Source organism: Betaproteobacteria bacterium, assembly GCA_016713305.1.
Classification (GTDB): Bacteria; Pseudomonadota; Gammaproteobacteria; order Burkholderiales.
Window position 1 is genome coordinate 349,008 of sequence record JADJPK010000005.1, and the last position, 25,913, is coordinate 374,920.

At 64.9% G+C, this 25,913-nt stretch carries 20 protein-coding genes and 3 pseudogenes; 14 read left to right on the forward strand and 9 right to left on the reverse strand.

Features of this window, described 5'->3' with window-relative positions:
• Positions 1–66 precede the first annotated feature (66 nt).
• Positions 67–810: a PEP-CTERM sorting domain-containing protein gene (locus tag IPK20_06535; protein MBK8016401.1), complete on the forward strand. Its 744-nt coding sequence runs from the start codon at positions 67–69 to the stop codon at positions 808–810.
• A 9-nt stretch (positions 811–819) separates the two neighbouring features.
• Here the strand turns inward: IPK20_06535 and IPK20_06540 are convergent, their stop codons facing one another.
• The gene (locus IPK20_06540; protein MBK8016402.1) at positions 820–2,385 is read right to left on the reverse strand and encodes a YdiU family protein; all 1,566 of its coding nucleotides are present in this window, start codon (positions 2,383–2,385) and stop codon (positions 820–822) included.
• A gap of 151 nt (positions 2,386–2,536) precedes the next feature.
• Between IPK20_06540 and IPK20_06545 the strand changes: the two genes are divergently transcribed.
• Together IPK20_06545 and IPK20_06550 are read left to right on the forward strand one after the other, a co-directional pair.
• On the forward strand, positions 2,537–3,328 hold the full coding sequence (locus tag IPK20_06545; protein ID MBK8016403.1) for a hydroxyacylglutathione hydrolase: 792 nt from the start codon (positions 2,537–2,539) through the stop codon (positions 3,326–3,328).
• A gap of 98 nt (positions 3,329–3,426) precedes the next feature.
• Entirely contained in the window at positions 3,427–4,362 is a 936-nt protein-coding gene (locus IPK20_06550) for a cytochrome C-binding protein (GenBank protein MBK8016404.1), read from the forward strand.
• On the opposite strand, the gene IPK20_06555 is transcribed toward IPK20_06550, so the two are convergent.
• Positions 4,363–5,424 (reverse strand): serine hydrolase, encoded by a 1,062-nt coding sequence (locus IPK20_06555; GenBank protein ID MBK8016405.1) that lies wholly within the window; start codon positions 5,422–5,424, stop codon positions 4,363–4,365.
• Between the two features lie 240 nt (positions 5,425–5,664).
• Between IPK20_06555 and IPK20_06560 the strand changes: the two genes are divergently transcribed.
• Together IPK20_06560 and IPK20_06565 are read left to right on the forward strand one after the other, a co-directional pair.
• Positions 5,665–6,306 (forward strand): hypothetical protein, encoded by a 642-nt coding sequence (locus IPK20_06560; protein MBK8016406.1) that lies wholly within the window; start codon positions 5,665–5,667, stop codon positions 6,304–6,306.
• Between the two features lie 7 nt (positions 6,307–6,313).
• Complete coding sequence (locus tag IPK20_06565; GenBank protein MBK8016407.1) at positions 6,314–8,170, forward strand: hypothetical protein; 1,857 nt, start codon at positions 6,314–6,316, stop codon at positions 8,168–8,170.
• A 47-nt stretch (positions 8,171–8,217) separates the two neighbouring features.
• On the opposite strand, the gene IPK20_06570 is transcribed toward IPK20_06565, so the two are convergent.
• Entirely contained in the window at positions 8,218–8,610 is a 393-nt protein-coding gene (locus IPK20_06570; GenBank protein MBK8016408.1) for a ChaB family protein, read from the reverse strand.
• Between the two features lie 225 nt (positions 8,611–8,835).
• Here IPK20_06570 and IPK20_06575 point away from each other — a divergent pair, with 225 nt between their 5' ends.
• The 3 genes from IPK20_06575 to IPK20_06585 all read left to right on the forward strand — a co-directional run bounded on the left by IPK20_06575 (position 8,836) and on the right by IPK20_06585 (position 10,401).
• On the forward strand, positions 8,836–9,051 hold the full coding sequence (locus tag IPK20_06575) for a CsbD family protein (protein MBK8016409.1): 216 nt from the start codon (positions 8,836–8,838) through the stop codon (positions 9,049–9,051).
• Between the two features lie 386 nt (positions 9,052–9,437).
• A complete protein-coding gene (locus tag IPK20_06580; GenBank protein ID MBK8016410.1) occupies positions 9,438–9,923 on the forward strand; it encodes a nuclear transport factor 2 family protein in 486 nt (161 codons plus the stop codon).
• A 10-nt stretch (positions 9,924–9,933) separates the two neighbouring features.
• On the forward strand, positions 9,934–10,401 hold the full coding sequence (locus IPK20_06585; GenBank protein ID MBK8016411.1) for a hypothetical protein: 468 nt from the start codon (positions 9,934–9,936) through the stop codon (positions 10,399–10,401).
• 81 nt (positions 10,402–10,482) lie between these two features.
• On the opposite strand, the gene IPK20_06590 is transcribed toward IPK20_06585, so the two are convergent.
• The 6 genes and pseudogenes from IPK20_06590 to IPK20_06615 all read right to left on the reverse strand — a co-directional run bounded on the left by IPK20_06590 (position 10,483) and on the right by IPK20_06615 (position 19,788).
• A complete protein-coding gene (locus IPK20_06590) occupies positions 10,483–10,869 on the reverse strand; it encodes a cytochrome c (protein ID MBK8016412.1) in 387 nt (128 codons plus the stop codon).
• Positions 10,870–10,993: 124 nt separating this feature from the next.
• Positions 10,994–12,814, reverse strand: a complete 1,821-nt coding sequence (locus IPK20_06595; GenBank protein ID MBK8016413.1) for a PQQ-dependent dehydrogenase, methanol/ethanol family — start codon at positions 12,812–12,814, stop codon at positions 10,994–10,996.
• Positions 12,815–13,460: 646 nt separating this feature from the next.
• On the reverse strand, positions 13,461–15,275 hold the full coding sequence (glmS, locus tag IPK20_06600; GenBank protein ID MBK8016414.1) for a glutamine--fructose-6-phosphate transaminase (isomerizing): 1,815 nt from the start codon (positions 15,273–15,275) through the stop codon (positions 13,461–13,463).
• Positions 15,276–15,339: 64 nt separating this feature from the next.
• The gene (gene glmU / locus IPK20_06605) at positions 15,340–16,701 is read right to left on the reverse strand and encodes a bifunctional UDP-N-acetylglucosamine diphosphorylase/glucosamine-1-phosphate N-acetyltransferase GlmU (GenBank protein ID MBK8016415.1); all 1,362 of its coding nucleotides are present in this window, start codon (positions 16,699–16,701) and stop codon (positions 15,340–15,342) included.
• Between the two features lie 144 nt (positions 16,702–16,845).
• Positions 16,846–18,249 carry a D-alanyl-D-alanine carboxypeptidase/D-alanyl-D-alanine-endopeptidase gene (dacB, locus tag IPK20_06610; GenBank protein ID MBK8016416.1) on the reverse strand — a complete coding sequence of 468 codons (1,404 nt, stop codon included), beginning with the start codon at positions 18,247–18,249 and terminating at the stop codon, positions 16,846–16,848.
• Positions 18,250–18,382: 133 nt separating this feature from the next.
• Positions 18,383–19,788: pseudogene (locus IPK20_06615) on the reverse strand (MBL fold metallo-hydrolase).
• 272 nt (positions 19,789–20,060) lie between these two features.
• On the opposite strand from IPK20_06615, the gene IPK20_06620 reads away from it, so the two are divergent.
• From IPK20_06620 to IPK20_06645, 6 genes and pseudogenes are all read left to right on the forward strand, one after another.
• A complete protein-coding gene (locus tag IPK20_06620) occupies positions 20,061–20,708 on the forward strand; it encodes a diguanylate cyclase (protein MBK8016417.1) in 648 nt (215 codons plus the stop codon).
• Between the two features lie 382 nt (positions 20,709–21,090).
• Positions 21,091–21,717 (forward strand): DUF4102 domain-containing protein, encoded by a 627-nt coding sequence (locus IPK20_06625; GenBank protein ID MBK8016418.1) that lies wholly within the window; start codon positions 21,091–21,093, stop codon positions 21,715–21,717.
• A 78-nt stretch (positions 21,718–21,795) separates the two neighbouring features.
• A complete protein-coding gene (locus tag IPK20_06630) occupies positions 21,796–22,404 on the forward strand; it encodes a site-specific integrase (protein ID MBK8016419.1) in 609 nt (202 codons plus the stop codon).
• A 61-nt stretch (positions 22,405–22,465) separates the two neighbouring features.
• Positions 22,466–23,362: a hypothetical protein gene (locus IPK20_06635; GenBank protein ID MBK8016420.1), complete on the forward strand. Its 897-nt coding sequence runs from the start codon at positions 22,466–22,468 to the stop codon at positions 23,360–23,362.
• A gap of 200 nt (positions 23,363–23,562) precedes the next feature.
• Positions 23,563–23,801: pseudogene (locus IPK20_06640) on the forward strand (AlpA family phage regulatory protein).
• A 339-nt stretch (positions 23,802–24,140) separates the two neighbouring features.
• Positions 24,141–25,027 (forward strand): annotated as a pseudogene (locus IPK20_06645) (toprim domain-containing protein).
• Positions 25,028–25,913 lie beyond the last annotated feature (886 nt).

A 25,913-nucleotide genomic window follows, 5' to 3' on the forward strand; every position in this document is an offset into this window, starting at 1 on the left:
CGCGCGAAGCCGTCCCGTTCCGCTGCCAGGTGGCGGCGGGAACGCACCAGTCCAAGGAGATCCGCCATGTCATTCCGCCCCCGTCTTCAGTCGTCCGCAGCGGCGCTGCTGCTGGTCGCCGCTGCAACGGCATCCGCCGCCTCGTCATTGTCGGTGGAGTACTTCTCGGTGTCCTACGACGACCCGGACTTCGATTCCCAGTGTTGCAGCTCGCCTGCGGACATGGTGGCCGGGTCGCTCGGCCCGAACGGGCTGCCTATGCTCGGCGAGGGTTACAACGATTCCGCGGCATTCCCCATCAGCGATCTCTCGGCAGATCGCGAGATCACGTGGTGGTCGCCGACCCGCAACGCCAATGTCGCCGCCACGGGGACCGCGACAGTCACCATGCCGTTCGAGAACTACGCGATGTACGCGCCAAACGCCACGGGAAGCGACGACGGTGCGGCATTCCTCACCGCCGTCTTCCGGGGGAATTTCGAACTGACGGCACCGGCTGCCGTGACATTCACCCTGGGATCCGACGACGACGCCTTCTTCTACGTCGATGGCGACCTCGTCGTCCAGAACGGCGGCGTGCATGCGCTCGATGCCGCACCCGTCACGACGGAAGTGCTCGCCGAGGGAACGCATACTTTGGCCCTCTTCTATGCCGACCGGTATGCGACGGGCGCCTCCCTGTACTTCTCCATCGACACCGAGGACGTGACGGTCACCCCCGAAGTGCCGGAACCGTCGGAGTGGATGCTGTTGGGTGGCGGCCTTGCATTCCTGTCGCTGGCGGTGTCGCGGACACGCCGCCGCCGCTGACGGAACTTCTCACGAACTGCAGGACAACATCGAACACCCCGCCCGGTTGCGCGCCCAGTCCGGGCGCCGCCCGGCGAAGCGTTCGCGGCCCGGCTGTTCGGTGTAAGGCCGGCGCATCACGTCCAGCAGTTCGGTGATGCCGGCGTTGTCGCCCTCGGTGGCGCGATCGATGGCCTCCTGGGCCAGGTAGTTGCGCAGCACGTAGAGCGGATTGACCCGGTTCATCCGCTCGCGCCGGGCGGCAGCAGGCTCGCCGTCTTCCCGAACGCGGCGGCCATGGCGCTCGAGCCACTGCAGCAGCGCCGGGCCGTGCCGCTCCCGCTTGACCTCGTCGTAGAAGGCCTGGTCGAGCGGTTCGAGCGAAGGCGACGCCGGATCGACGTGGGCGAGACGGCGAAAGAAGATCGTCATGTCCACTTCGGCCGCTTCCAGCAGGTCATACAGGTCGCCGATCAGGTCGGCATCCTCTTCGCGGCATTCGGCGAGTCCCAGCTTGCCGGCCGTATTGCCGCGCTCGCACGTCACGTAGGTCTCGATGTAGCGCTGAAGCGCATCCTGCAGCGGTTCCACTTCTGGAAAGGCCGGGACCAGGGCGTTGCCCAACTGCCACAGATTCCAGTACGCGATCTGCGACTGCTGGCCGAAGCGGTACCGGCGGCCCTGGGCATCCGTTGTGTTGGGTGTCCAGCCGCGGTCGAAATTGTCGACCCACCCGTAGGGCCCGTAGTCGATGGTGAGTCCGAGGATGGACATGTTGTCCGTGTTCATCACGCCATGGACGAACCCCACGCGCATCCAGTGCGCCACCATGCGCGCTGTCCGCTCGCAGACCTCGGTGAACCAACGGGCGCGGCGTTCGACGGTGTCGACGATGCCGCCCAGTTCCGCATAGTCGCGGCGGATCGTGAACTCGATGAGCCGTTCCAGCAGGGCTGCGTCACCGCGCGACGAAGGCAGTTCGAAGTTGCCGAACCGGATGAAGGACGGCGCCACGCGGCATACCACGGCGCCGGGCTCGGGTTCCGGATTGCCGTCGTAGAACATGTCCCGGATCACCGGCTCGCCCGTCGCCACGAGGCTGAGCGCCCGTGTCGTCGGCACGCCGAGGTGATGCATCGCTTCACTGCAAAGGAATTCGCGCACCGACGAGCGCAGGACGGCGCGGCCGTCCGCGGTCCGTGAGTAGGGCGTGAGGCCGGCTCCCTTCAGCTGCAATTCCCAGCGCTCGCCGGCGGGGGTGACGACCTCGCCCAGCGTGATCGCACGGCCATCGCCCAGCTGCCCCGCCCAGTTGCCGAACTGGTGTCCGCCGTAGTTGGCGGAATAGGGCTCCATGCCCTCGATGAGCGAATTGCCGCCGAACACCTCTGCGAACTCGCGCGTTGCGACGTCTTCCGGTGCGATGCCGACGAGCGCCGCGACTTCGGGCGAGTGGGCAATCAGCGTGGGCGCGGCAACCGGTGTGGGCTGCACGCGGGAGAACAGGGCGCCGTGGACCTGCCGCCGCCGGGACCCCGATTCGGGATCTCCGGGCAGCTGGCGCACGAACGTGTTGTCGAATCTGGACGCGTGTATCAAGGCCGTTCCTGGGGACGAGTCGATGTTCGACGTCTTTGGCCGGCACATGTTCCGCCACGGCGCAGGTCGTCTTGGCGCAAGTCTGCCCTATACTGGCCCGGGCGTTCACCCTCGTGAACGCGGCTGGCCGTCTTCCCGGAGAACCACGGTGATCGTCGAACAGATCTGGACCGGTAACGCCTACCGGAACTTCAACTACCTGATCGTCTGCCCCGAGACCGGCGAGGCGCTCGCGATCGACCCGCTCGACCACGCGAAGTGCCTGGCCACGGCCGGCGCCAGGGGATGGCACATCACCCAGGTGCTCAACACGCACGAGCATGGCGATCACACGGGGGGCAACCAGGCGGTCATCGCGGCGACGGGGGCCAAGCTGCTGGCTCATCACAACGCGGGCGGGCGCATTCCCGGCGTGGACCGCGGGCTTGCCGCGGGCGATGTCGTCCGGGTCGGCAAGACGGTGGAACTGGAAGTGATGGATACGCCCGGCCACACCATGTGTCACGTCTGCTTGCGGTCGCACACGGACAACCCGGCCCTGTTCTGCGGCGACACGCTTTTCAACGCCGGGGCGGGGAATTGCCACAACGGGGGCCATCCCGATGAGCTCTACCGCACGTTCGCAGATCAGCTGGCCGGGTTGCCGGACGGCACCCGCGTCTATCCCGGTCACGACTACATCTCCAACAACCTCGGCTTCACCCTGGATCGCGAGCCCGACAACGCTCGCGCGAAGCGGCTGCTGGACGAAGTGCTGGATCAGGACCCGGCCCACGCCATGGTGACCACGCTGGCGCTGGAAAAGGAGATCAACACCTTCTTCCGGCTGCACAGTCCCACGGTGATCGCCCGCCTGCGCGACGCGTTCGACGACCTGCCGGAGAATCCGGATGCGCGCACCGTCTTCGTCAAGCTGCGCGAGCTGCGCAACAAGTGGTGAGGGATCCGTTCTCGGCCGGTGAGGGATCCGTTCTCGGCCGGGCTTCTTTCGATCGAACAGGAGCGCACATGAAGAGGCGGCTTCAGGGATTCGTTGCGGTGGCGCTGGGCTGCGCGCTGGGTATCACGGTGTCGTTCGCCGACGAGCGCATTCCCGAGTGGGCCTATGTGGTCAATCCGCCCTCCTTGAAGCCGGCTCCGGACGACGGAATCCCGCGCAGCGTTCCGGGAAGCGACCGCCGTTTCACGCTGACCCAGATCCGCGACGTCGCCCACGCACCCGACTGGCATCCGGGCGATCATGCGGCCATGCCGTCGCCCGTTGCGCACGGTCCCAGGCCGGGCGTTCTGGCGTGCGGCTACTGTCACCTTCCCAACGGCCTCGGCCGGCCGGAAAACTCGAGCCTCGCAGGTCTGCCGGTCGACTACATCGTCCGCCAGGTGGCGGAGTTCAAGAGCGGTGCACGCAGGAGTTCGGAACCGCGGTCGCTTCCCGTGAACTTCATGGTGAGCACGGCAAAAGGCGCGCTCGATGACGAGGTGCGGGCGGCCGCGGAATACTTCTCCGCATTGCCGCTCACTCCCTGGATCCGTGTCGTGGAATCCGGCACGGTGCCCGTTCCCACGATCACGGGCTGGATGCTCGCGCCGGCGGACCCTCCGGCGATGGAACCGATCGGCCAACGCATCGTCGAGATGCCCGAGGATCTGGAACGCACGGAGCTTCGCGACGCACGCTCGGGGTTCGTCGCCTACGTTCCGCCCGGCAGCATCGAGCGCGGGCGCGCGCTCGCCGCAGGTCAATCGAAGGGCCTGACCGCCTGCAGCGTGTGCCACGGCGCCGGCCTTCGCGGGCTCGGACCCGTCCCGGGGCTCGCCGGCCGGTCACCGAGCTATGTGGTGCGGCAGCTCCACGACATGCGCAACGGCACACGGGACGGCCTCTGGGCGGCGCTCATGAAGCCTGTCGTGAGCGTGCTCACGCCGGACGACATCCTCGATCTCGCGGCCTATACGGCCTCGCTCGCACCTTGATCAGACCTTCCCCTGATTCGCGGCATCGAGAACTTCGCGGAAGAAGCCGTCTGCGTGGTCCGCGTCAATCCAGCGCACGACGACCACCATGCGGCGTTCCGGTTCGACCCACGTGAACGAACTGCCTGCGCCAAACGCGAAGAAGCTCGATTCCGGCACGCTCGGAAACACGCGCCGTCCCTGGTTGAGCCACAGCAGGTAACCGTAGAACGGCGCGATGGGGCAGGGAGTGCGCATGCGCCCGATCCAGTCCTGTGACAGGACGCGTTGCCCGTTGGCCATGCCCCCATCGAGCAGCATCTGGCCCACCCGTGCCTGATCGCGGCTGCCGATGGATACGCCAGCGCCCCAATGGGTTCCTCCGGGGACCGACTGCATGCGCTGGCCGTCGATCTCCACCCACGCGTCGTCGTAGCCGACCCACCGCCAGTCCCGGCTCGCGCCCACCGGATCCATGATCGCTTCCCGGAAGACCTCGGGCAGCGGCTCGCGCAACAGGTGCAGCAGCGCCAGCGACAGCTGGTTCACGCGCACGTCGTTGTACTCCCAGAACGTTCCCGGTTCCTGCAGCGGCCGGGCGTCGCCTTTGGTACCCGTGACTTTCACTTCCTGGAACTGGACGGTGCGGTAGCGATCGGCGCGGTCCGACAATCCGAAGCATTCGCCCTCCCACTCGCTGGTCTGCTGCAGGATGTGCTCCCATGTGACGCGTGCATTGCGGCCGTCGTCGAATCCGATGCCTGGAATCCGGCGCCCGATGGGTTCCCGCACATCGGCAATCAGCCCCCGGTCGAACGCGACGCCGGCGAGCAGCGCGAGGTAGGTCTTGGCGACGCTGAAGGTGAGATCCGGGCGATCGGGTTCGCCCCACGCCGCGACCTCGCGCCCCTCGATCCGGATCACGCCGGATACGGGGCCGCGGTCGTGTATCGGTCCGCGCAGCCGGTTCCATGGAGGCGGATCCTGCACGTGGATGCCCCAGCGGTCGTCGACCTTGCGGGTCCAGGAGGTTTCGTGCGCCTCGGCAAACTGGATCGCGCCGGCAAAGGAAGTCGGATTCATGACCTTGTCTCGCAGGGAATAACCCCTATCGTAGCGGCGTTGAGGCGGCGTGGCGCGCGCCGATAACTGTTCCAGAATTGGCCGTCGAGGCGGGGGTGGACGCCCGGTGCGCCGCCGACCCGCAAGATCAACGAGAAACGTCGTCATGCCACACACGATTTCCCTGGAACCACTGGCCGGCTCCTCAGGTGCCACGGCCGTCCCTGCGATCGCCATGAATGTTGTGCCCGGGAGCGGGTCATGCGCTGGGGGTTGATCGTCACGGCGGGTCTCGTGGCCGCGGGCGTCTGGTATTTCGGCAGAGGCGGCGATCCCGTCAGCGCGGAAACGCGCAAGTTCGAAACCGCCATCGTGCAAGGCCTGGACCGTGAAATCGCCGCCGGTTACCTGTGTCTCCGGGCCGGACCGTTCCCGGTGGACACGAGGGACCGCTGGAGGCTGCAGTGCGACCGGTGCGAGGACCTCAACGCCGCAGGCCTCGTCGAACGCACCGCCGGTCCGGATGCCACGCCCGACAAGCCGCAGTGGATCTACGAGCTCACCGAGCTTGGCAAGAGCGTTTACACCACCGAGGAAGATTCCGTGTCGGGCGATCGCAGTCCGCGCTTCTGCTTCGGCCGCGCCAAGGTGAGGCGCCTGGTCTCGTCGCAACCGCCGTTCACCATGGGCGGCCAGAAGGCCATCGGGCTCACGTACGAGATGGAAGCCATCGATCCGCATCCCTTCCTCTTCGATCCCAAGGCACAGCCGCTCAAGATGCCCACCCCGGGCCGGGAGGTGCCGAAGGTGTTTCCGCCGGTCACCACCACCGTCATGCTGACCCCCTGGGGCAGCTATCTGGGGACCGATCCTTCCTTCAAGTACGGCGCCGCCGCGCGCTGAGACCGCCATGGGCCGGCTCCTCTCCACTTCACCGAAGCGCGCCCTGATCGCCTTGCTGGTCGGGCTCGTTCCCGGGCTGCTGTTCGTGTGGCCTCTCATTCACGCCAAGTGGCTCGAAGGCGCGATTCCGTTCGGGCCGGGACGGTCCCAACCCCCCGTGGCGGACAAGCCGACCGGCGAGGAAGTGGATGTCACCACGCAGAGCTTCGTCGTGACATGGTCCGACCGGAATACGGAGCGCCCCGCGCCGCCTCTCTCTCTTCGAATCGCACCGACCGAGTGGTACGCGTGGTGGTCGTTCCAGGGGGCCCGAAGAAAGATCCCCGTGACGGCTCGCGGTCCCGAGCAGCTTCTGCTGGAAGTGAGCGTGCCCGGACACGACGGCATGCCGCCGGAGAACGTCGCGCCCATCTGCCTCGAGAACAAGCCGGTCGAGGCATGCCGGCTGGGCCGCGCCCGCCTCATCGTCTATCGGGACGACACGGACTGGGATCGTCAGGACATCCTTCTGGGGAAACGGGCGCCGCGGTCGGATCGCCGCGTCACGGCGGACGGCCGAAGCCTGCCTCCCCTGCTGTCCTACTGGACCGGAGAAGACAAGGAAACCGGGCAGGAGCGGTTCCTGGGATGGGCCTGCGACAAGGGCCCGCAGGTTCTTCCTCTTCCGCCGGAGACCGGGGCTCGTCCCGAATCGCTTTACCGCTGTTTCGAACCCGGCGACTGGTGGTCGCGTCGCTGGCCCGAGGCGTTCGGATTCCGCAAGCAGGCGGTCCTCTTCGACTGCGATCTGAACGACCATTGCGAGATCGCATTCCACTTCCGCCGCCGGCTCGTGAATCTCCAGACGGAACTGCTTCCCGCCGAGGACAAGGAGAGAACACGGGTCCAGCTCTGGTACTCGGCGCTGGCCATGCTGAACCGCATGAACGCGCAGGCATCGCAACTGCCCCCCGACGAGGGCGAGGTCGTGCAGGCTCGCACGCAGATCGCGGCGTGCGAAGCCGTGGCTGCGGTCCTGGCCGACGTGCCGTCCGTGGAACGCAAGGGGTTCACCCAGGCGGCATCGAGCCGGATCGACAAGCAGCTGCTGAGCTGCCGCCAGGCGGCTCACATCGCCGCTCGGCTGGGCGCCCCCTCGGCTGCCGTGGCGGAATCCCTGCTCGCACGCGCCTTCACCGCGTTGTCGAACGCAGGGGCGGTGCGCTCCGAGATGAGGCCGTGGCTCGAAGCGTGGATCACGACCCTGCAGCTGACCCGGCAGGACCAGACCCCCAAGGCGCTGCAGGCGTCGTTGCTCTGGCTGCGCGAATACTCCCGGACACCCGACGGTGCCCCCGCGCTGGTCGCCAACACACGCGCTCTGCTTGGCCGATTTGCGCACACTCTGGACGAACAGCGGCGAGAGGCCGCGTACATGCAGCTTGCCCACCCTCTGGAGTCGGCGCAGTCCGTCTCCGAGCTGCGCGCTCTCTGGGAGGAATGGATTGCCACGGAAGCGAAGGCGGGTGGTGCTCGCGGCCCAGGGCTCCTTCGTCCATTGAAAGAACTCGCACACATCCAATGGCGAGCGGGCGAATTCGACGCCATGCGCACAACCATCGCGCAGCTTCAGGACGTGTGGTTCGCACTGCCACATCCGGAGGACGACGCCGCGAAACAGCGCTTCGGTGAAGGAGGCGCGAGCATCGTGTTTCTTTGGAAGATGGTGGCCTTCCAACCCGAGGGCGACCCCACGACGGCTCTTGCTTCGGCGAGCGAGGTGGTCCAACGGATGCGCCAGTCGCTGGACCCCACGGACATGCGGGCTCGCGCGGCGGAGCAGTACCTGAGGGAGATCGCTGCGCGGCGGACGGCGGCTCGCTGAAGCGGCCCGCCGTCCGGCGCTCATCGCCGCTCTTCCCTGGCTCGACATCAACCCTGCTTGCGTGCGATCGCTCTCGCTAGCTCCGCCTTGTTCATCGACGAACGTCCAGGGATTTCCATCGCCTTCGCTCGTTCGTAGAGTTCGTCACGGGAATGTCCCTTCGCGTCCACACCCCCGAAACTCTCCCCGCCCTTGCCTCGAGCGGCGCGGCCGGCTTTCGCGGCGCGCGGATCCGACGGCCCCTTCTCCTTTTTCGGCACCCAGTGGTCTCCGACTTTCTCGAAGCTGTGCTTGAGCGCCGCTATGGCCGTGCGGCCGACACGCTCTCCTGACCCGTACTCCTTCTCCGCGTTCGCGAGTGTCTTCGCGTAGGTGCGCTGTGCCTTGTCCGGTGAGCGCTCGAGCGTGCCGGGCATCTTCACTCCGTATTTCCTGGCCATTGCTCCCTCCACTGAAGGTGATGACTCAGTGGACGGGCAAGTCGCATTCCGTGTCTCCTCCGAAGCATGAAGGGCACACCGATTGCCCGCCACGGCCGTCCGGGGACATTCCCGGGAACGTCAAGCGGCGCGGACTCGTTCACGGGGACGCATCGTCGCGCGAGAGTGCGACATCGACCGTGCCGAACCTGCCGCGTTTTCACGATCGACAGCAAGGAGAGACAAATGAACTGGGATCGCATCGAAGGGAACTGGAAACAGATCACCGGAAAGGCCAAGGAGAAGTGGGGCAAGCTCACGGACGACGATCTTGACGTGGTGGCGGGAAAGCGGGATCAGCTCTCCGGCAAGATCCAGGAACGCTACGGCATCACCAAGGACGAAGCCGAGAAGCAGCTCACCGACTGGGAACGTCGCGCCGACGACACCTGGTTCCAGTAAGGCGCTCGCTCGCAGACTGCGCCTCCGGGCGCGGTCTGCACCCGTCACTCGATCCACTCGATCGCGGTCGCGGCATCGCCTGCGTATCGCCATCTGGCTGACTGAACATCCAGGTCCTCGACAGTCGGACTTCCTGGCCGTCTTTGCACTTTTTCCTCTTTGGCCCGGGCTGTCAGAGAATTCGCCAGCGCAACTGATCCGTCGTTTTCCTGAACGCCGGTCATGATCCTGCCGCGAGCTTCCGCTCCGTCTTTGAATCCGGCTGCGCCGGGGGTAATCTTGGCGGGGGCGATCGAGGAGACGCCCTGTAACGCGGCCTGTCGCGGCCGGTGAGATCACCGCCCTCGCCCGATTCGGCTTTTCGCAACGAGCACAGGATCAAAACAATGGCGTCTGCCAACGGAAAGAGACGCGGCTTGCTCGCCGCCCTTGCAGTGTCTTCGCTTTTCTCCACGTCTTCGTTCGCCGCCGGTTCGGTGGCCATGCAGGTCGAACATCTCGTCAAGCAGGCCATGGCCGAGTACAACACGGCGATGGAAGACAGCGACAGTGCCGCCTTCGGCAAGTACTTCGCTTCCAACGCCAAGTACGAATCGCCGCTATTCAAGTACTCGACCCGCGCCGACCTGGCCCGCCATCTCGACAGCGAGTTCAAGACCTACAAGGCGCGCTACCAGGTGAACAAGATGTTCATCCAGGAAACATCGGCGGCCATCGTGCTGACCTGGGAGGCCGTCGATCGCAAGTCGGGCGACGAATACAAGATCGACATGGTCGGCCTGTTCGAAGTGGGCTCCAGCGGGCAATTCAGTTCGGCGACCTTCTATTTCGATTCCGCGAAAGCTCAGGCGCTGGCGAAACTGGTCAAGTGAGGGAACGCAAATGAGCAAGCGAAACCCGACCCTTCGCGCGAGCATCTGCACCGCAATGGCCGCAGCCGTCGTGGGAGGCGTCCTCGCCGTCCCGGTACTTGCGGCGGCCGAGGAAGACGCATTCGTCTGCATGGAAGAGTCGCAGGAAAAGTGCGATCGCGAGAACGAGAACATGGGTCTCTTCATCAAGGGGCGGGATGCCTTGGAAAACGGCCGCGAAAGCGGTGACCTGAGCGAAGCGCGCCGATACGCGGCCGAACTGATGGCTCGCGAGGACCTCAAGCACGGCAAGGCGCTGATGAAGTTCGTCTACATGCAGGTGAGCCAGGGGGTTCACAAGAACCTGGTCGAGGCTTACCGCTGGGTTGCCGCGGATATTGCCGCAGATGCGAAGTACAAGCGTCTGGATCTGCAGTGGGTACTGGACAAGCTATCGGCGCGGATGACGCCCGAGCAACTCAGCGAAGCGAAGAAGTGAACGTCAGGCAGTAAAGAACGCAAAAGGCGTCGTGCTTTCGCACGACGCCCCGGGAAATCGTCGCCGAGAAGGGATGCGCGGCTATTGTTTCAGCCGCAGTTCCACCTTCACGTACTTGGCGAGCGTCTCGATCGTTTCCTCATCGATCAGCCCCTTGAACGACGGCATGCCCTTGCCGGCACGGCCATTGGTGATCGTCTGCACGACTTCCTGTTCGGTGAGCTTCGTCACCCGGAGGTCGGCACCGTAGCCGCCTTCGTTCTGGCCTCCGCGGCCGTCGCCCATGTGGCACGTGATGCAGCCGAATTTCTCGAAAGCCGCACGGCCGCCCGCACGCGGCACGACGATCTCCGGGCGATCCCCGGTTTCAGTCTCTGCCGATGCCAATTCCGGCTGGGCGGTCAAGGCGCTGATCGCACACACGGTGGCGCCCAGCAGGATCGTTCTTGATTTGCGAAAGCCGTTCATTCACGTCTACCTTGGTTTCTGAGTCGCCGCCCGACGCATCGAGCCGGCGATGTTCTCTGTCGATTGGAACTGCCTCCGTCACAGGGCCGGCTTCCGGCCGGCCCTGTGCGTCCTGCGCGCCGGCTTACTCGGCCAGCTCGAACACGTACAGCATGTTGCTCGGAACCTGCGACTTCAGCTCAGGCGTGGCGCTCACGAACCACTGCGGCCAGGCACCGCCCAGACCGACTTCGATGGCGATGTACTGCTTTCCATCGGCCATGAAGCTGACAGGCGGCGCATTGATCGCCGAACCCGTCTCGAACTTCCACAGCTCTTCGAGCGTGTCGGCATCGAGCGCGACGACCTGACCTTCCGCGTAGCCCGCAAACACCAGTCCGCCGGCGGTGGACATCAGACCGCCCAGCTGCGGGTGCTTGGTCGGCTTCTTGGCGACCACCTTGCCGGTGCCCACGTCGATCGCGGTGACCGAGCCGCTGATACGGCCGCAGTCCGGATCCTCGAAGGTCGAGAACGGTGCGCCGCCCAGGAACAGCTGGCGGTGCTTGAACTCACCCGGAATGGCCACTTCGTTGAACGCCTTGTTGCAGCCGTCGATGGTCGGAATGTAGTACCGGTTGGTCTGCGGGTTGTACGTGGTGGGCGGCCAGTTCTTGCCCCCCATGTGCCCCGGACGCAGCACGCCTTCCACGGTACCGCGACCCTTGGTCGCCGTGCCGCGGCCCGCTGCCGTACCCGGCACGTAGGTCTGCACGTCCTTCTTCGGGTCGTAGGTCTTCGGCTTGCACTTGGCGTCCAGGCCACCCGACCAGTTCAGCGCATCCACGAACTGCGTGCACCACAGCGGCTCGCCGGTCTTGCGATCGAGGGCGTAGGCGTAACCGTTGCGGTTGGCGTGCAGGGTCGCACGACGGAAGGCGCCGTTGATCTGCGTATCGACGAAGGTGTTCTCGGCGATCGAGTCATAGTCGTACGGATCGTTCGGCGTGTGCTGGAAGCCCCACTTGATCTTGCCCGAGTCGGCGTCGAGCGCGATGGTCGAGTCGGTCCACAGGTTGTCGCCGGGACGATAGGCGTTGTCCCAGTCCGGACCGGGGTTGGCCGTGCCCCAGATGATGAGGTTCAGCTCGGGGTCGTAGGAGCCCGTGACCCAGGTCGTACCGCCACCCGTCTTCCACGCACCGTGCTTGTCCTTCCACGTCTCGTGACCAGGCTCGCCCGGGCCGGGAATCGTGTAGGTTCTCCAGCGGCGCTTGCCGGTCTTCATGTCGAGCGCTTCGAGCCAGCCACGCACGCCGTATTCGGCGCCCGCCATGCCGGTCACGACCATGTCCTTGACGATGAGCGGTGCGCCCGTGATGACTTCGCTCTTGCCGGGGTCGGCCACCTGCGCTTCCCAGATCTTCGAGCCGTCGGTCTTGTTCAGCGCCAGGACCCGGCCGTCGATGACGGCAGAGATCACCATGTTGCCCGACAGCACGGCGCCACGGTTGTCGATGCCGCAGCAGGCCACGGTGGTCGCGTAGTCGGGATCCGGCGCCGGGTTGTACTGCCACACCATCTTCGGCACGCCTCCGCGCGTGTCGAGCTTGGTGACCACCCCCCAGCCGGTGGTGATGTAGAGGAAGCCGTCTTCCGCGACCGGCGTACCTTCCAGGCCGGCGAAGGGCCACTTGATGATTTCCTTGCCGCCGCCTTGCGTGCCGCCCATCGCCCAGGTGAACGCCACCTTGAGCTTCTTGACGTTGCCCTTGTTGATCTGGTTCAGCCCCGAGAAGCGGTGCGCCTCCAGGTTGCCGTGGTGATTGAGCCAGTTACCCGGTTCTTTTTCGCTATTGACCAGACGGTCCCAGGTGACGTCGCCTGCGAAAGCGCTGGCTGTGGCCAGTGCTCCGGCGAGAATCGCAACCCGTTGCGTCATCGTCTTGATGCGTTTCGTTCTCATGACGACTGCTCCTTGGTTTGAATTGACCTCCCGAATCCACACGCCCGCAGGCGCGTAGCGGACAGAGTCTAACCAAGGATTTCTCGCGGCCACAACTGTGACAGGGTGTTAATGAATGAGGGGTTGCGGAGTGCGAGTGGCCGCAATGGCGGGTTGTGCACTGCGGTACGTACCGCCTGCAGAGAGACAGAGGGTCGAGGCGACGGCTTTCTGTTTTGCGTTGCAGCGTAAGACAGGCGAAAGTGCCGACACGGGCAACGCAAGGGTGGATCAAATGGCGGAGGAGGCTGTGTCACCGAGAACGACGCGAGGAGGCTCGGGTCGCTGCGCTCGACTCCCGCCCTGCGGCCGGAAGTCAGCCTTCGCCGCAAGCCGCGCCGTCCCGACGCGCGACGGTCACTCCACCGTCACGCTCTTCGCAAGACATGAAGAGCTTGTGGCTCCGGCCGCTACGCTTGACTTCCGCCCTGCGGCCGGAAGTCAGCCTTCGCCGCAAGCCGCGCCGTCCCACCGGGCAACGGTCACTCCACCGTCACGCTCTTCGAAAGCAGAGAATGGCTTGTGGCTCCGGCCGCTACGCTTGACTTCCGCCCTGCGGCCGGAAGTCAGCCTTCGCCGCAAGCCGCGCCGTCCCACCGGGTAACGGTCACTCCACCGTCACGCTCTTCGCCAGATTCCGCGGCTTGTCCACATCCGTACCGCGGGCCAGGGCGGTGTGGTAGGCGAGCATCTGCAGCGGGATGACGTGCAGGATCGGGGATAGCTCCCCGTAGTGTTCGGGCAGGCGGATGACGTGCACGCCTTCGCTCGCCTGGATGTGCGTGTCGGCATCGGCGAAGACGAACAGCTCTCCGCCGCGTGCGCGCACTTCCATCATGTTGCTCTTGAGCTTTTCCACCAGCGTGTCGTTCGGTGCCACGGTCACCACGGGCATCGCGCCGGTCACCAGCGCCAGCGGACCATGCTTGAGTTCTCCCGCCGGATAGGCCTCGGCGTGGATGTAGGAGATTTCCTTGAGCTTGAGCGCGCCTTCCAGCGCGATCGGGTAGTGCAGGCCTCTTCCCAGGAACAGCGCGTTCTCCTTGCGGGCGAAGGTCTCGCTCCAGGCGATGATGTGGGTCTCCAGCGCCAGCACGCTGCTCACGGCCGCAGGCAGGTGACGCAGGGCACGGATGGCATCGTGTTCCTGTTCCGCCGTCAGGCGGCCCTTGGCCTTGGCCAGGGCCAGCGTCAGCAGGTACAGGCCGACCAGCTGGGTGGTGAAGGCCTTGGTCGAGGCCACGCCGATCTCGGCGCCGGCGCGGGTGAGGAAGTGCATGGCCGTCTCGCGCACCATGGCACTGGTGCCGACGTTGCACACGGCCAGGGTGTGATTCATGCCCAGCGACTTGGCGTGCTTGAGGGCAGCCAGGGTGTCGGCCGTCTCGCCGGACTGGGAGATGACCACGACCAGGGCCTTGGGGTTGGCGACGGAGGTACGGTAACGGTACTCGCTGGCGATCTCCACGGTCACCGGCACCCCGGCGATGGCTTCCAGCCAGTAGCGGGCGACGCAGCCGGAGTAGTAGCTCGTGCCGCAGGCCAGGATGAGCACGCTGTCGATGTCGCGGAAGGCGGTCTTGGCAGCCTCGCCGAACAGGTCGGGGTCGACCCCGCCCACCTGCTCGATGGTGTCGCTGATGGCGCGCGGCTGCTCGAAGATTTCCTTCTGCATGTAGTGCCGGTAGGGCCCCAGCTCGACGGCCCCGGAATACGCCTGGACGACCCGGGCTTCACGGATCACCTTGGCTCCGGTCCGGTCGTAGATCGTCACGCCTTCGCGTGTGAGGTCGGCCACGTCGCCTTCCTCGAGGTAGATGATGCGGTCGGTGGTGCCGGCCAGCGCCATGGCATCCGAGGCGAGAAAATTCTCGCCCTGGCCCAGCCCCGCCACGAGCGGCGAACCGAAGCGCGCCCCGACCACGCGGTGCGGCTCGTCCTTGGCGAACACGGCGATGGCGTAGGCACCGTGGAAGCGGGCTATGGCCTGCTTCACGGCCGCGAGCAGGTCGCCGCGGTAGTACGAGTGCACCAGGTGGGCGATGACCTCGGTGTCGGTCTCGCTCACGAATTCGTAGCCGGCCTTCCTGAGCTCCGAGCGCAGCTCCTCGTAGTTCTCGATGATGCCGTTGTGGACGACGGCGATCTCGTTGCGCGAGAAGTGCGGGTGGGCATTGGCGGTCGCGGGCGCGCCGTGGGTGGCCCAGCGGGTGTGGGAGATGCCGGTGGTGCCCTCGATCCTGTCCTGGTCGATCTGGCTGGCCAGTTCGGCCACGCGAGAGGTGCTGCGCGCGCGCTCCAGGCCGTTGCGATGCACAGCGACGCCACACGAGTCATAGCCCCGGTACTCCAGGCGCCTGAGGCCTTCCACCAGGACCGGCACGATGTTGCGACTGGCTACTGCTCCGACGATTCCACACATGATGTCGACTACCGAAAAAGTGTTGATCGAGGCGCACCGGGCGCCGGTCGTCCGGAAAGGGTGACTACTTCTTCGCGCCCTTCACCGGGCGCTTCCATCCGGCGATCGTCGTCTGCTTGGCACGCGAGATCGTGAGCTCGCCGGGAGGGGCGTCCTTCGTGAGCGTCGTCCCGGCGCCGAGCGTCGCGCCCTTGCCCACGCGCACCGGCGCTACGAGCTGCGTGTCGCTGCCGATGAAGACATCGTCTTCGATGATGGTCTTGTACTTGTTGGCACCGTCGTAGTTGCAGGTGATCGTGCCTGCGCCCACGTTCACGTTCCGCCCGATTTCGCTGTCTCCGATGTAGGCGAGGTGATTGGCCTTCGACCCATCGCCGAGCGAGCTGGCCTTCACTTCCACGAAGTTGCCGATGTGCACGTCGCGCGCGAGAGCTGCCCCGGGACGCAGCCGCGCGAACGGGCCGATGCGCGCGGCTTCGCCGACCTGTGCGCCTTCGAAGTGCGAATACGCCTGGACCTTGCTGCCAGCCGCGATCGCGGTGTCCTTGATGACGCAATAGGGGCCGATCTCCGCGCCTTCGCCGATGCTCACCTTGCCCTCGAAGACGCAGCCCACGTCGATGATCACATCGCGAGCGCACTGGAGCTCGCCGCGCACGTCGATGCGTGCGGGGTCAGCCAGCGTGACGCCGTTCGTCATGAGGGTGACGGCAATCTCCTGCTGGCGCACGCGCTCGAGCTGGGCGAGCTGTTCGCGGCTGTTCACGCCCGCCACTTCCCATTCGGTATCCGGTCGCGCGGTGCGAATGGGTTTGCCTTCGCGCGCGGCCATGCCGATGACGTCGGTGAGGTAATACTCGCCCTGCGCGTTGTCGTTGCGCAGCGCGCTGACCCATTCCCTGAGCCAGGCGCTGGGCAGGGCGATGATGCCCGTGTTGATCTCGCGGATGCTGCGGATCGCCTCGCCGGCATCCTTCTCTTCGACGATCGCCTGCACGGCGCCAGTTCCGTCACGCACGATGCGCCCGTAGCCCGTGGGGTCTTCCAGCTCGACGGTGAGGACGCACAAGGCATCCTTGGCGGCATCGCAGACGCGTTGGATCGTGGATACCCGCGTCAGCGGCACGTCGCCGTAGAGCACGAGCGTCACGCCGTGATCGGCGAGGGCGGGCAGGGCCTTACGTACAGCGTCACCTGTCCCGAGCTGGGGTTCCTGCAGCACGAAACTCGCGCCTGACTCGTGGAACGCGGCGGGCACCGCTTCTCCGCCGTGGCCATATACGACCACAATCCTCTCCGCAGCCAGCGCTTTCGCCGCATCGACGACGTGACCCAGCAGGGGCTTGCCTGCCAACCGATGCAGGACCTTCGGCAGCGCGCTCTTCATGCGCGTGCCTTTTCCGGCCGCCAGGATGACGACTTGCAACTGGGACATCAGGAATTCCTCCACACCAACGGTTGGCCGACACGCCGGGCTACTGCGGCATGTCGCGGTGGTTCGACAGGGGTGCGCCGCCGTGCGGCGCGAAGCGGTTCGCTGAGGCTGTATGGCACGCCAGGAAAGCCCGCGTCAGGGCGGGGTGCGGCTTTCGGACTGGGACTTCGGGGTTGCACGTTGCATGCCAATGCAGCAGCGCCGCTGGTTGACGGCGTCCAGTGCCCAGGCGACGACGGCTTCCTGTACGCCAACGGCATCCCGTGCTCTGGGGTGATTGATGAGGCTCACCACGACCAGCACACGTCCGTCGGCGCCATGGACATATCCGGCAATGCCACGGACCGTGTCCAGATAGCCTGTCTTCAGGTGCGCGCGGCCCGCCACGGAGGTTCCCGCCAGACGCCGCTTGAGCGTACCGTCCACGCCTGCGAGCGGCAGGGACGAAACGAACTCTGCAGCGAGGGGGCTCAGCCACGCATTCTCGAGCAACCGCGCAAGCGTGACGGGAGCGATCTGCTCCGTGCGCGACAGTCCGGAGCCGTTCTCCAGGTTGAGCTCCGGCGCGGGTATGCCTTTGACGTCCAGCCAGCGGACTACCGCTTCCCGCGCCTTGTCGGCCATCGCCGGTACCGACACCGATGAACCCAGGGTCAGGAACACCTGCCGCGCCATCACGTTGTTGCTGTTCTTGTTGATGTCACGGACGATCTCCGCGAGTGGGGCGGAATCGATGGCACCCAGCCACTGTGCTCCCGACGGCAGTACGTCGTAGCGTGCCCGCCCCGAGAAGCTGCCGCCCAGTCCGCGCCACAGGTGATCGAACAGGCCGCGCGCATAGTCCAGCGGGGGAAGCAGCATGAAGTGCCGTGTCTTCTCCCCACACGAAAGTGGATAGTTCCCCTCGAAGGTGAGGGTGTGGCGGACGAGATCCGCGACCGGCTTTTCGGGCCACGAGTCGCACGGGCCGTCGTTGACGTCCAGGCGATTGACGATGCCGAATTCCGGCAGCGGCGGCTCCGGAAGGATGCGTATGGTGCGCCGCTGCGGATCGGGAACGAAGGTGAGTCGCACGGCCCGGAAGTTGAGCAGGAACGCGTCCGCGCCCGCGTTGTAGGGACGCGTCGGTTCGCCATCGAACTGCCCGGGGTCGATGTCGTCGATCTGGAAGTACGAGCGATCGATGACGAGATCGCCGGAGATGTCGCGCAGGCCCCGGGCCCGGAGATCGCGCAGCAGCATCCACAGGTTCTCCATCGTGAGCCGCGGATCGCCGCCTCCCTTCAAGACGAGGTTTCCGTTGAGTCTGCCCGCCTGCACCGGCCCGTCCGCATACGCGTCGGTGCGCCAGGTGTAGGCCGGTCCCAGGATGTCCAGCGCAGCGTAGGTGGTGACAACCTTCATGACCGAGGCGGGGTTCATCGGCTGCTGCGCGTTGTGCATGAGGACCGGACGTCCGCCAGGTTCGATGACTGCGACACCCAGCGCCGTGTCCGGAACCCCTGCGCTCTTGAGCGCAGCGCGCACCGGCGCAGGCAGCGTGTCCTGCCCCTGACTGACCGTGGGCACCAGAGCCACCGCCGCCATCGCGACTGCGCACGCGAGCTGACGAAATCGAGACAACGAGGCTGCGATTCGCCCGACCCCCCGGTCGCAGGGGCGGCGCTCGGCACTACGCATCGAACGTATCGCCGATCTCGGGTAACGTGAGGCACAACCAGCCCAGCTGCGATCGAAGAGTGTCCGCGAAGATCTCGCGCGTCGACCGTTCACCATGGACGAGGAACGTGTGCTCCGGTTCGCGGCGGATGCCGCGCAGCCAGCCGATCAGAGCGGCCTGATCGGCGTGCGCGGAAAGGCCGCCGATGGTGTGGATCTTCGCCCTGACCGCCACTTCCTCACCGAAGAGGCGCACGGTCTGCGCGCCGTCGACCAGCCGCCTTCCCAAGGTGCCGCCCGCTTGAAAGCCCACGATGACGATTCCGCATTCCGGACGGGGAAGGTTCTGGCGCAGGTGGTACTTGATCCGCCCTGCCTCGCACATGCCGCTCGCGGAGATGATCACCGCGCCTGAACGGACCCTGTTGAGGGCGATGGACTCCTCCACTTCCTGCACGAAGTGCACGCCGGGCGTTCCGCCGCTGCCACGCAGCCAAGCCATCGTCTCGGTGGCCTCCGGTTCCAGCACACCCATGTGCTTGAGCGTGATCTCGGTGGCCGCCAGCGCCATCGGCGAGTCCACGTAGATCTGCATTTCCGGCACGCGCTTCTCCCGGTAGAGCTGCAGCAGGAGATACACGATGTCCTGCGTGCGGCCGACGGCGAACGCGGGAATGACGACGTTTCCACCGCGCTGCGACAGCGTCTCGGTGACGGCCGCAGACAGCTCGTCCAGCGTCTGCGGCATGCCCTTGTGCAGGCGGTTGCCGTAGGTGGACTCCATCACCAGCACGTCCGCGTCCTCGACGCTTTGCGGATCGCGCATCAGGGGATGACCCGGCTGGCCGATGTCGCCGGAGAACACCATCTTGCGGGTCCTGCTGCCTTCCTCGACCCATACTTCGATGAACGCCGAGCCGAGAATGTGACCGGCATCGCGCATCCGGGCGCGGACCTTCGCGTGCGGCGCGAATTCCTCGTCGTACTGGACGCGTTTGAGCCGCTTGAGCGAGGCGTAGGCCTGAGTCACCGTGTACAGGGAGCGACCTCGACTTCGCCGCGGCGCTTTTCGCGCCGGCGGTGCTTGGTCTCCCACTCGAGCTCCTTCTCCTGGATGTGGCCGCTGTCAGGGAGCATCACGCCCAGGAGATCGGCGGTCGCCGCCGTGCAGTAGATCGGGCCCCGATAGCCCAGCATCGTCAGGCGGGGAATCAGTCCCGAATGGTCGATGTGGGCGTGCGTGAGGAGAACGAAGTCCAGTTCGCGGACGTCGAAATCCAGCGCATCGCGATTCTTGCGGTCGGTCTCGCCGCCGCCCTGAAACATGCCGCAATCGACCAGGAACTGGCACGAGGACGTGAAGACGTGAAAGCACGATCCCGTGACTTCTCCGGCGGCGCCGAGAAAGCGTATCTGCATGTCCTGCGAATCCTCCTGGTGTCAGCACTCGCGCGTGCCGGCTGCGAAACGGCGGCAAATCCATTTCTTCGATTCCGCTGCGAAGAATTCGTGCGCGCTGCCGTTCTACGCCCCTGAATGATGCGCGATCGGTCGAACCGTTGTCGACCAGGGGCCGCGCCGGCCAACCCCACGAGCGGATACAGGGTTTCCCAGCGCCGGGCATTCGATTTGCAAGAGAAGGGGCAGTGACCGGTTCGTTGCCATGTTTCCTTGCTTCAGGAGGGAGAGACATGCAGTTGCTGGACAGTATCGAGTCCCAGATGCAGGCCACGCGTCTGCCGCTCGTCGCCATCACCGTGGCCGCAGTGCCCTGCCCGGATACTCCGGTGATTCTCACTCTTCACTGGCATGGCTTCGTTCACGAGAAACTCACGGACGACCCGTCGGCCGCGGCGATCGGCTACACGCCGTTGCCCAGTTCTGCCCTGCAGTTGAACGAACCGTGGGACGACATTTGCGCGCTCGACCTCGCCGCGCTGGAAGCGGGATGGGAACTGGGCGCATGGGATGTCTCCCGCGCCGAGGCGCCTTCCTGCATGAGACCCGGTGCAGACACGCGTGAGGCTGTCGACTGCCTCAAGGCATTCGGATCATTCCCCTGGGGCGTCAACGGCAACGACGTGGTCGTCGCCGACGCGCCGGATGCGGACGAACTGGTTTCCGTCGCCGCCCGGCGCGGTTACCTGATGTGGCTTTTCCGCCCCGTGCACGGCGGCATCTGGAAGGAGGTGGCGGATGACGTCACCTTGCGGCCCGACGGTACGAGGGAGCCGCCCTGCCCGGTGGCGCCTCTTCCGGCTGTGAGGGGCAAGGCGCGCAAGACCATCTATCGCTTTGGAATCTCCCAGGGGCAGACGCCGACGGGGTTGATCATGTAGGGCCCGACGATGTGGCCCCATGCCGTCGGGAGCGCCTTGTGCCAGAACAGGCGAATGACAGGAGGGCGTACGGCGAATGGCGCCGGGCAGCCTTCGATTCGCGGTGGCGGTTTCCGCTGCGGGCCAGTATCGCGAACGACCGTCATGACCCTCGCTGCACGCGAACGTACAGGGCTCCGGCCGAAGGCAGGGATGGTGCCGCTTATCCGAATCGAACGGATGACCTACCGCTTACAAGGCGTTCCGCATGGTATCCACGGTGGTCCGAGAACTCTCGTAAAGTATTGATAAATATTCGTCGGTAAGCCATTCTAGTCCTAGACAGTCCTGAGCTATCCGGATAAAGTGGTATCCATCGTGGTATCCGGGAACCTGTCCAGCCGTGGCAACCGTCAAGAAACTGACCGATTCGAGCCTTCGGGGCTGGAAGCCGGAGGAAGGCAAGACCGAGCAACGAAAGCTGGTGGAGCGTGGGCTGTACCTCTTCCTCCGGCAACGCAAGGACGGCACGGTCGCCATGCAGTGGCAATACCGTGTTCAGGTTGCCGGTGCGCGGCGTTGGCTTTCTCTCGGTGCCTTTCCAGCGGTCGGCCTCGCCAAAGCACGGGAAGAACTCCTCCGGCATGAAGCGGTTCACGAGGCGGCCAAGAAAGGCGAAGCCGATCACCCCGTTATCACTGCGCGGCAGACTCGCAAAGCCAAGCTCGCGATGCCGACCGTCGCCCAAGTCTTCCAAGAATGGATCGCGGACAAGCGCTTAGGCAGTCCGAGGAAGCGCGGCTTGCCTGTCCGTGAGCGGACCATCGAGATACTCCAGCAGAATTACGATGCCGACATAGGAAGCCGAATCGGCGAATCGAAGATTGCGACCGTCACGGGAACGGCTCTTAGAGGATGCGTCGACGCCGCGCGAACCCGACGGGCGCCCGGTGCCGCAGCGATGGTTTACCGCACCCTTCGAGGGCTGATCCGGTTCGCCATAAAGCGGGGCTACATCTCCGGGGGTTGATCCCATGCAAGGCATGGAGAACCCTCGCCCTACCGTGCTGCCGAGCCGAATGCCGCAAACGATGCGGAGGTTCTGGCGTTGCTGCGGACCTTGGACTCCTCGCGGCTATGGCCGTCGACTCGGTACGCCGTCGAGTTTCAGCTACTGACTGGCGCGCGGCCCGGTGAGGTTCGTCTCGCGACTCGGTCCGAAATTGATCTCGAAGCCCGGACTTGGACTCTGCCAAGCGAGCGAGTCAAATCCGACCGGGCTTTCCAAGTGCATCTGTCGCCGCGCGCCATAGAGATTGTAAGAGTCGCGTTCGAACTGCCTCGCGAATCCGGCGATTACCTCTTTCCCGGTTACGAGGGCGCAGCCTTGGAGAAAATGGCCGTTGCTCGTGCTCTTCGGCGACTCGCTCCTCGCGTTACCCAAAAAGGGGGCAAGGCTCTTCGTCCCCATGATTTGCGCAAGACGTTCCGGACGATGCTGTCCCGGCTCGGTGTTCAGCCGCACATTGCCGAACTTTGCCTCAATCATCTTGAGACCGAGACGATGCGCCGCGTTTACGACGGGTATGACTACGGGGCGGAAATGGCGGATGCGTGGGAGCGGGTCTCTAGCCATATCACAGCGCTGCGATCCGGGGGCGCTCAAGTCATCTCGATTCGTGCAACGGCGACCGAAATCCCGGCAAAGATCGCTTGACCGATTCGTCACAGGTTAGTCAGTGAACCTGCGCTGACTGTCTACTGCGGGAGACTTTGTCGTGCCGCGCATAACGCCTAGTCAAGCTCAGCCCACTTTCATCGCTCGTCCGGTTCCATTGTCGGAGAAGGCGAAAGAAGAGCTTCTCCGAATCGTCGGCTATGGGCACATAGACCTTTTGGAAGAGTCGCTGGCACATCAGATGCCCGACGCTGCTGTCGTTTCCACGCGTCCAGGTGAACCTGTGGTTCTGGTCCGAGGTGTCATTGTCGAAGGTGCGCGAGAGAAGTCCAAGGCAGGACAGATGATTCTGGAAGTGGAAGCCGCCTTGGGACTCGGCGTCAACGGAGCCGAGCACCTGGACAAGATTCCCCGTGCTTCGGACTACAAAACGGTCTACGAGGGTCTAGCGAGAGATTCGCTCGCCTTGCTCAATAAGCTGACAGGGCTATCGCAATACTACCGCGACCAGTTTGCGGCCTGCGAAGTGGACGTCTATGAAATCGACCGGACCCTAGCAACGCTCGCCGATACGTCAGTGAGGCTAGAAGCGAAGTTTGCCAACATCTCTTCGAAGGGTGCGCCCAAGAAGCTCGCCCTTCTGGAGACGATTTCCCGCTTGAGGCGGATCTTTCGGGATTACTACGCGGGGCCAATGAGTGAGGCGACATCACGCGGGGCCGCCCGACTCAAGTCGCCTCAACAACACGCGGAATTCAACTTTGTATGGTGCGCAGTCCGAGACGCTCGGCTCATGGCCGACAACCCAAGGAATCTTCTCCTCTTGGAGGAGTGGCTTCGGGATCCCAAGACTGCACAGAGAGAGGACCGAAACGAGACCATCTCTCGAATAGCTAAGGCTAACTACGCAAGACAGGCGGTTCAAGAGAAGAAGGACGCAAGAAAGAAGGGCGGTACCCCGAACGAGAAAAGCAAGACAAAGAAACCGGGGCGCTAGCCGGTCTCGTGTACAGCAGAAGTGAAGAGCGACGCAGGGAAAAGTGTACGTCTACGTTTACCTTTTTCCCGGCGTGACTTGCTGGACGTTCCGAACTCGATCTAGATAATTCGAAACCGTGATCCGACTACCTCGTTCGCTCGGTCGCGGCCAAAGAAGTCCAAGTGCGGATCACTGGCCCAAGACCCAGGAGAAGCCGCATGGCAGTAAGTCATTCCCCGAAGCAGTTCCCCAATTCCGCACCGGCAGTACGTCGCTTTCTTCGTATTAGGGCCGTGCTCGAACAGACGGGCCTTTCCGCAGCGCACTTTATGCGCACATCGCAGAGGGTCGGTTTCCTCGGGGCGTATCTATCGGTGAGCGCGCCGTTGCGTGGCCTTCGGACGAAGTCGCAGCATGGATAGACGAGCGGGTCGCCTCGTCGCGCCGTGCGTCCTGACCGGAGGAACAACATGCAACCGGTACCCAAGAAACAAAACGCCGCGCGGGGGCGCGGCGTCCAAAGCGAGAACTCAACAAAGCAGACTACAGGCGTAAGTGTGGCTGAGTTGTCGGAGACCATCAAGGCCCGGCTCTTGTCGGGCGAGTCTGTCTGCTTGATCCAGTTTTGCGAATCCCAAAGGGCCGCAGCAATGGGCGCGATTGCCTTGCTTCGGGACGAACTCCCGATCCGCTGCCAGTGGGTCACGATCAGGGAATCTCATTTGTCCGAGACCCGGCTTCGTGCGCGCCGCTACGCAATCCCCGGAGAGCATTTGCATGGGCAGGTGGCGCCATGATGACGGACCATCTCGACGAATTTGCCGACGCCATTCGGGCGGCAGGACTCAATCCGCCAGAGCGCATTCTTGACGACGGAAAGCTCCATCGCTTCGCCCCGAACGGAAACGCGCGAGACGATGCCGGTTGGTACATCCTGCATGGAGACGGCATCCCAGCGGGCGCGTTCGGCTGCTGGCGCACTGGTGTGACGGAGAACTGGCGCGCAGACATTGGGCGCCAACTGACGAAGGCCGAACAATCAGCCCATAGAGCGCGCCGAGTGGCGTTACAGCGCACGCGGGCCGAAGAGGAGAGTAGGCGCCACGCGGAAGCACGGGACCGTGCGTCAGACATCTGGAACGCTGCCGGTCCCACTCGGCGGATCACCCTTACCTCCTGAAAAAGGGAATTCGGCCCTATGGCGTGCGAGTTCACAAGGGGAACCTTGTCGTGCCGGTGCGCGACGCGACGGGAGCAATGCACTCGCTGCAGTTCATCAACGCGGATGGAACACAGAAGGTATTCATGCGCCATGGGTACGTCTCCGGCTGCTACCACAGCATCGGTACGCCGGACGGCGTTCTGTTGCTGGCCGAAGGGCTCGCAACTGGCGCGAGTCTTCATGAGGCGACCGGGCACGCCGTAGCGGTCGCCTTCAACGCCGGGAACCTCGAAGCGGTGGCGTCTGCCCTGCGGAGCAAGTACCCCGAGTTGCGGTTCGTGATCTGCGCGGACGATGACCACCGGACCACGGGCAATCCCGGACTCACCAAAGCCAAGTCGGCGGCGCTCGCGGTCGGAGGTGTCGTTGCCGTGCCTGAGTTTGGGCCGGATCGTGGCGAGAAGGACACTGACTTTAACGACCTGATGCGCCAACGCGGCGCGGATGCCGTTCGGGCGTGCGTGGACAAGGCTCTTGCCACTCGACCGGCCGAACGCGCCGCTTCACCGGGCGGGCGCGGGCTGATCCTTCTCAACGGTGAGGACGTGAAGCCGGAGCCGATTCAATGGCTCTGGAAGGACTGGCTTGCGGCAGGGAAGCTGCACATCCTGGCGGGCGCACCGGTGACGGGGAAGACGACCATTGCCATGCAGCTTGCGGCCACCTTGAGCTTTGGAGGCTGCTGGCCGGATGGGTCACGCGTTGCGGCTGGAACGGCGGTAATCGCGTCCTATGAGGACGACCCTGGCGATACGCTGGCCCCTCGCCTGCTCGCGGCCGGTGCAGACATGGGGCGCATCCGGTTTCTGTCCGGCGTTTGGGACGGCACGCCGCGGAAAGTCTTCAACGCACGGGATGATGGCGCTTTGTTGGTGGATAAGATTCGGGACAACGGCGTTCGCCTGCTGATCGTCGATCCGATCATTTCGGCCCTCGGCGCCTTCGATAGTCACCGGAACGCTGAGACCCGCTTGGCGCTCCAGCCGCTGGCCGATATCGCGGCAGAAACCGGTGTGGCGATTCTCGGGATCGCTCATTTCTCGAAGGGCACGGCGGGCCGTGATCCCTTGGAGCGGGTGTCCGGGTCCCTTGCCTTCGGTGCCGTGGCACGGGTTGTCATGGGCGCGGCTACCAAGCGCGACGGGGAGGGGCAAGAAGAGCGGCTCTTTGTCAAATTGAAGTCGAACATCGGGCCTGACTCCGGAGGATTCACCTATTCACTGGAGCAGACGCAGGCATCCCCGGGCGTGTTCGCGTCCCGCATTCTTTGGGGGGAGACCGTCCAAGGCTCTGCCCGTGAACTGCTGGCAGAACCGGACGACGAAGACAGCGGCTTGTCATCGAATG

Coding starts and splice junctions, on each gene's coding strand:
- IPK20_06535 (MBK8016401.1), top strand. CDS start 67: ATGTCATTCCGCCCCCGTCTTCAGTCGTCCGCAGCGGCGCTGCTGCTG.
- IPK20_06555 (MBK8016405.1), bottom strand. CDS start 5,424: ATGAATCCGACTTCCTTTGCCGGCGCGATCCAGTTTGCCGAGGCGCAC.
- IPK20_06560 (MBK8016406.1), top strand. CDS start 5,665: ATGCGCTGGGGGTTGATCGTCACGGCGGGTCTCGTGGCCGCGGGCGTC.
- IPK20_06565 (MBK8016407.1), top strand. CDS start 6,314: ATGGGCCGGCTCCTCTCCACTTCACCGAAGCGCGCCCTGATCGCCTTG.
- IPK20_06570 (MBK8016408.1), bottom strand. CDS start 8,610: ATGGCCAGGAAATACGGAGTGAAGATGCCCGGCACGCTCGAGCGCTCA.
- IPK20_06575 (MBK8016409.1), top strand. CDS start 8,836: ATGAACTGGGATCGCATCGAAGGGAACTGGAAACAGATCACCGGAAAG.
- IPK20_06580 (MBK8016410.1), top strand. CDS start 9,438: ATGGCGTCTGCCAACGGAAAGAGACGCGGCTTGCTCGCCGCCCTTGCA.
- IPK20_06585 (MBK8016411.1), top strand. CDS start 9,934: ATGAGCAAGCGAAACCCGACCCTTCGCGCGAGCATCTGCACCGCAATG.
- IPK20_06590 (MBK8016412.1), bottom strand. CDS start 10,869: ATGAACGGCTTTCGCAAATCAAGAACGATCCTGCTGGGCGCCACCGTG.
- IPK20_06595 (MBK8016413.1), bottom strand. CDS start 12,814: ATGAGAACGAAACGCATCAAGACGATGACGCAACGGGTTGCGATTCTC.
- glmS (MBK8016414.1), bottom strand. CDS start 15,275: ATGTGTGGAATCGTCGGAGCAGTAGCCAGTCGCAACATCGTGCCGGTC.
- IPK20_06620 (MBK8016417.1), top strand. CDS start 20,061: ATGCAGTTGCTGGACAGTATCGAGTCCCAGATGCAGGCCACGCGTCTG.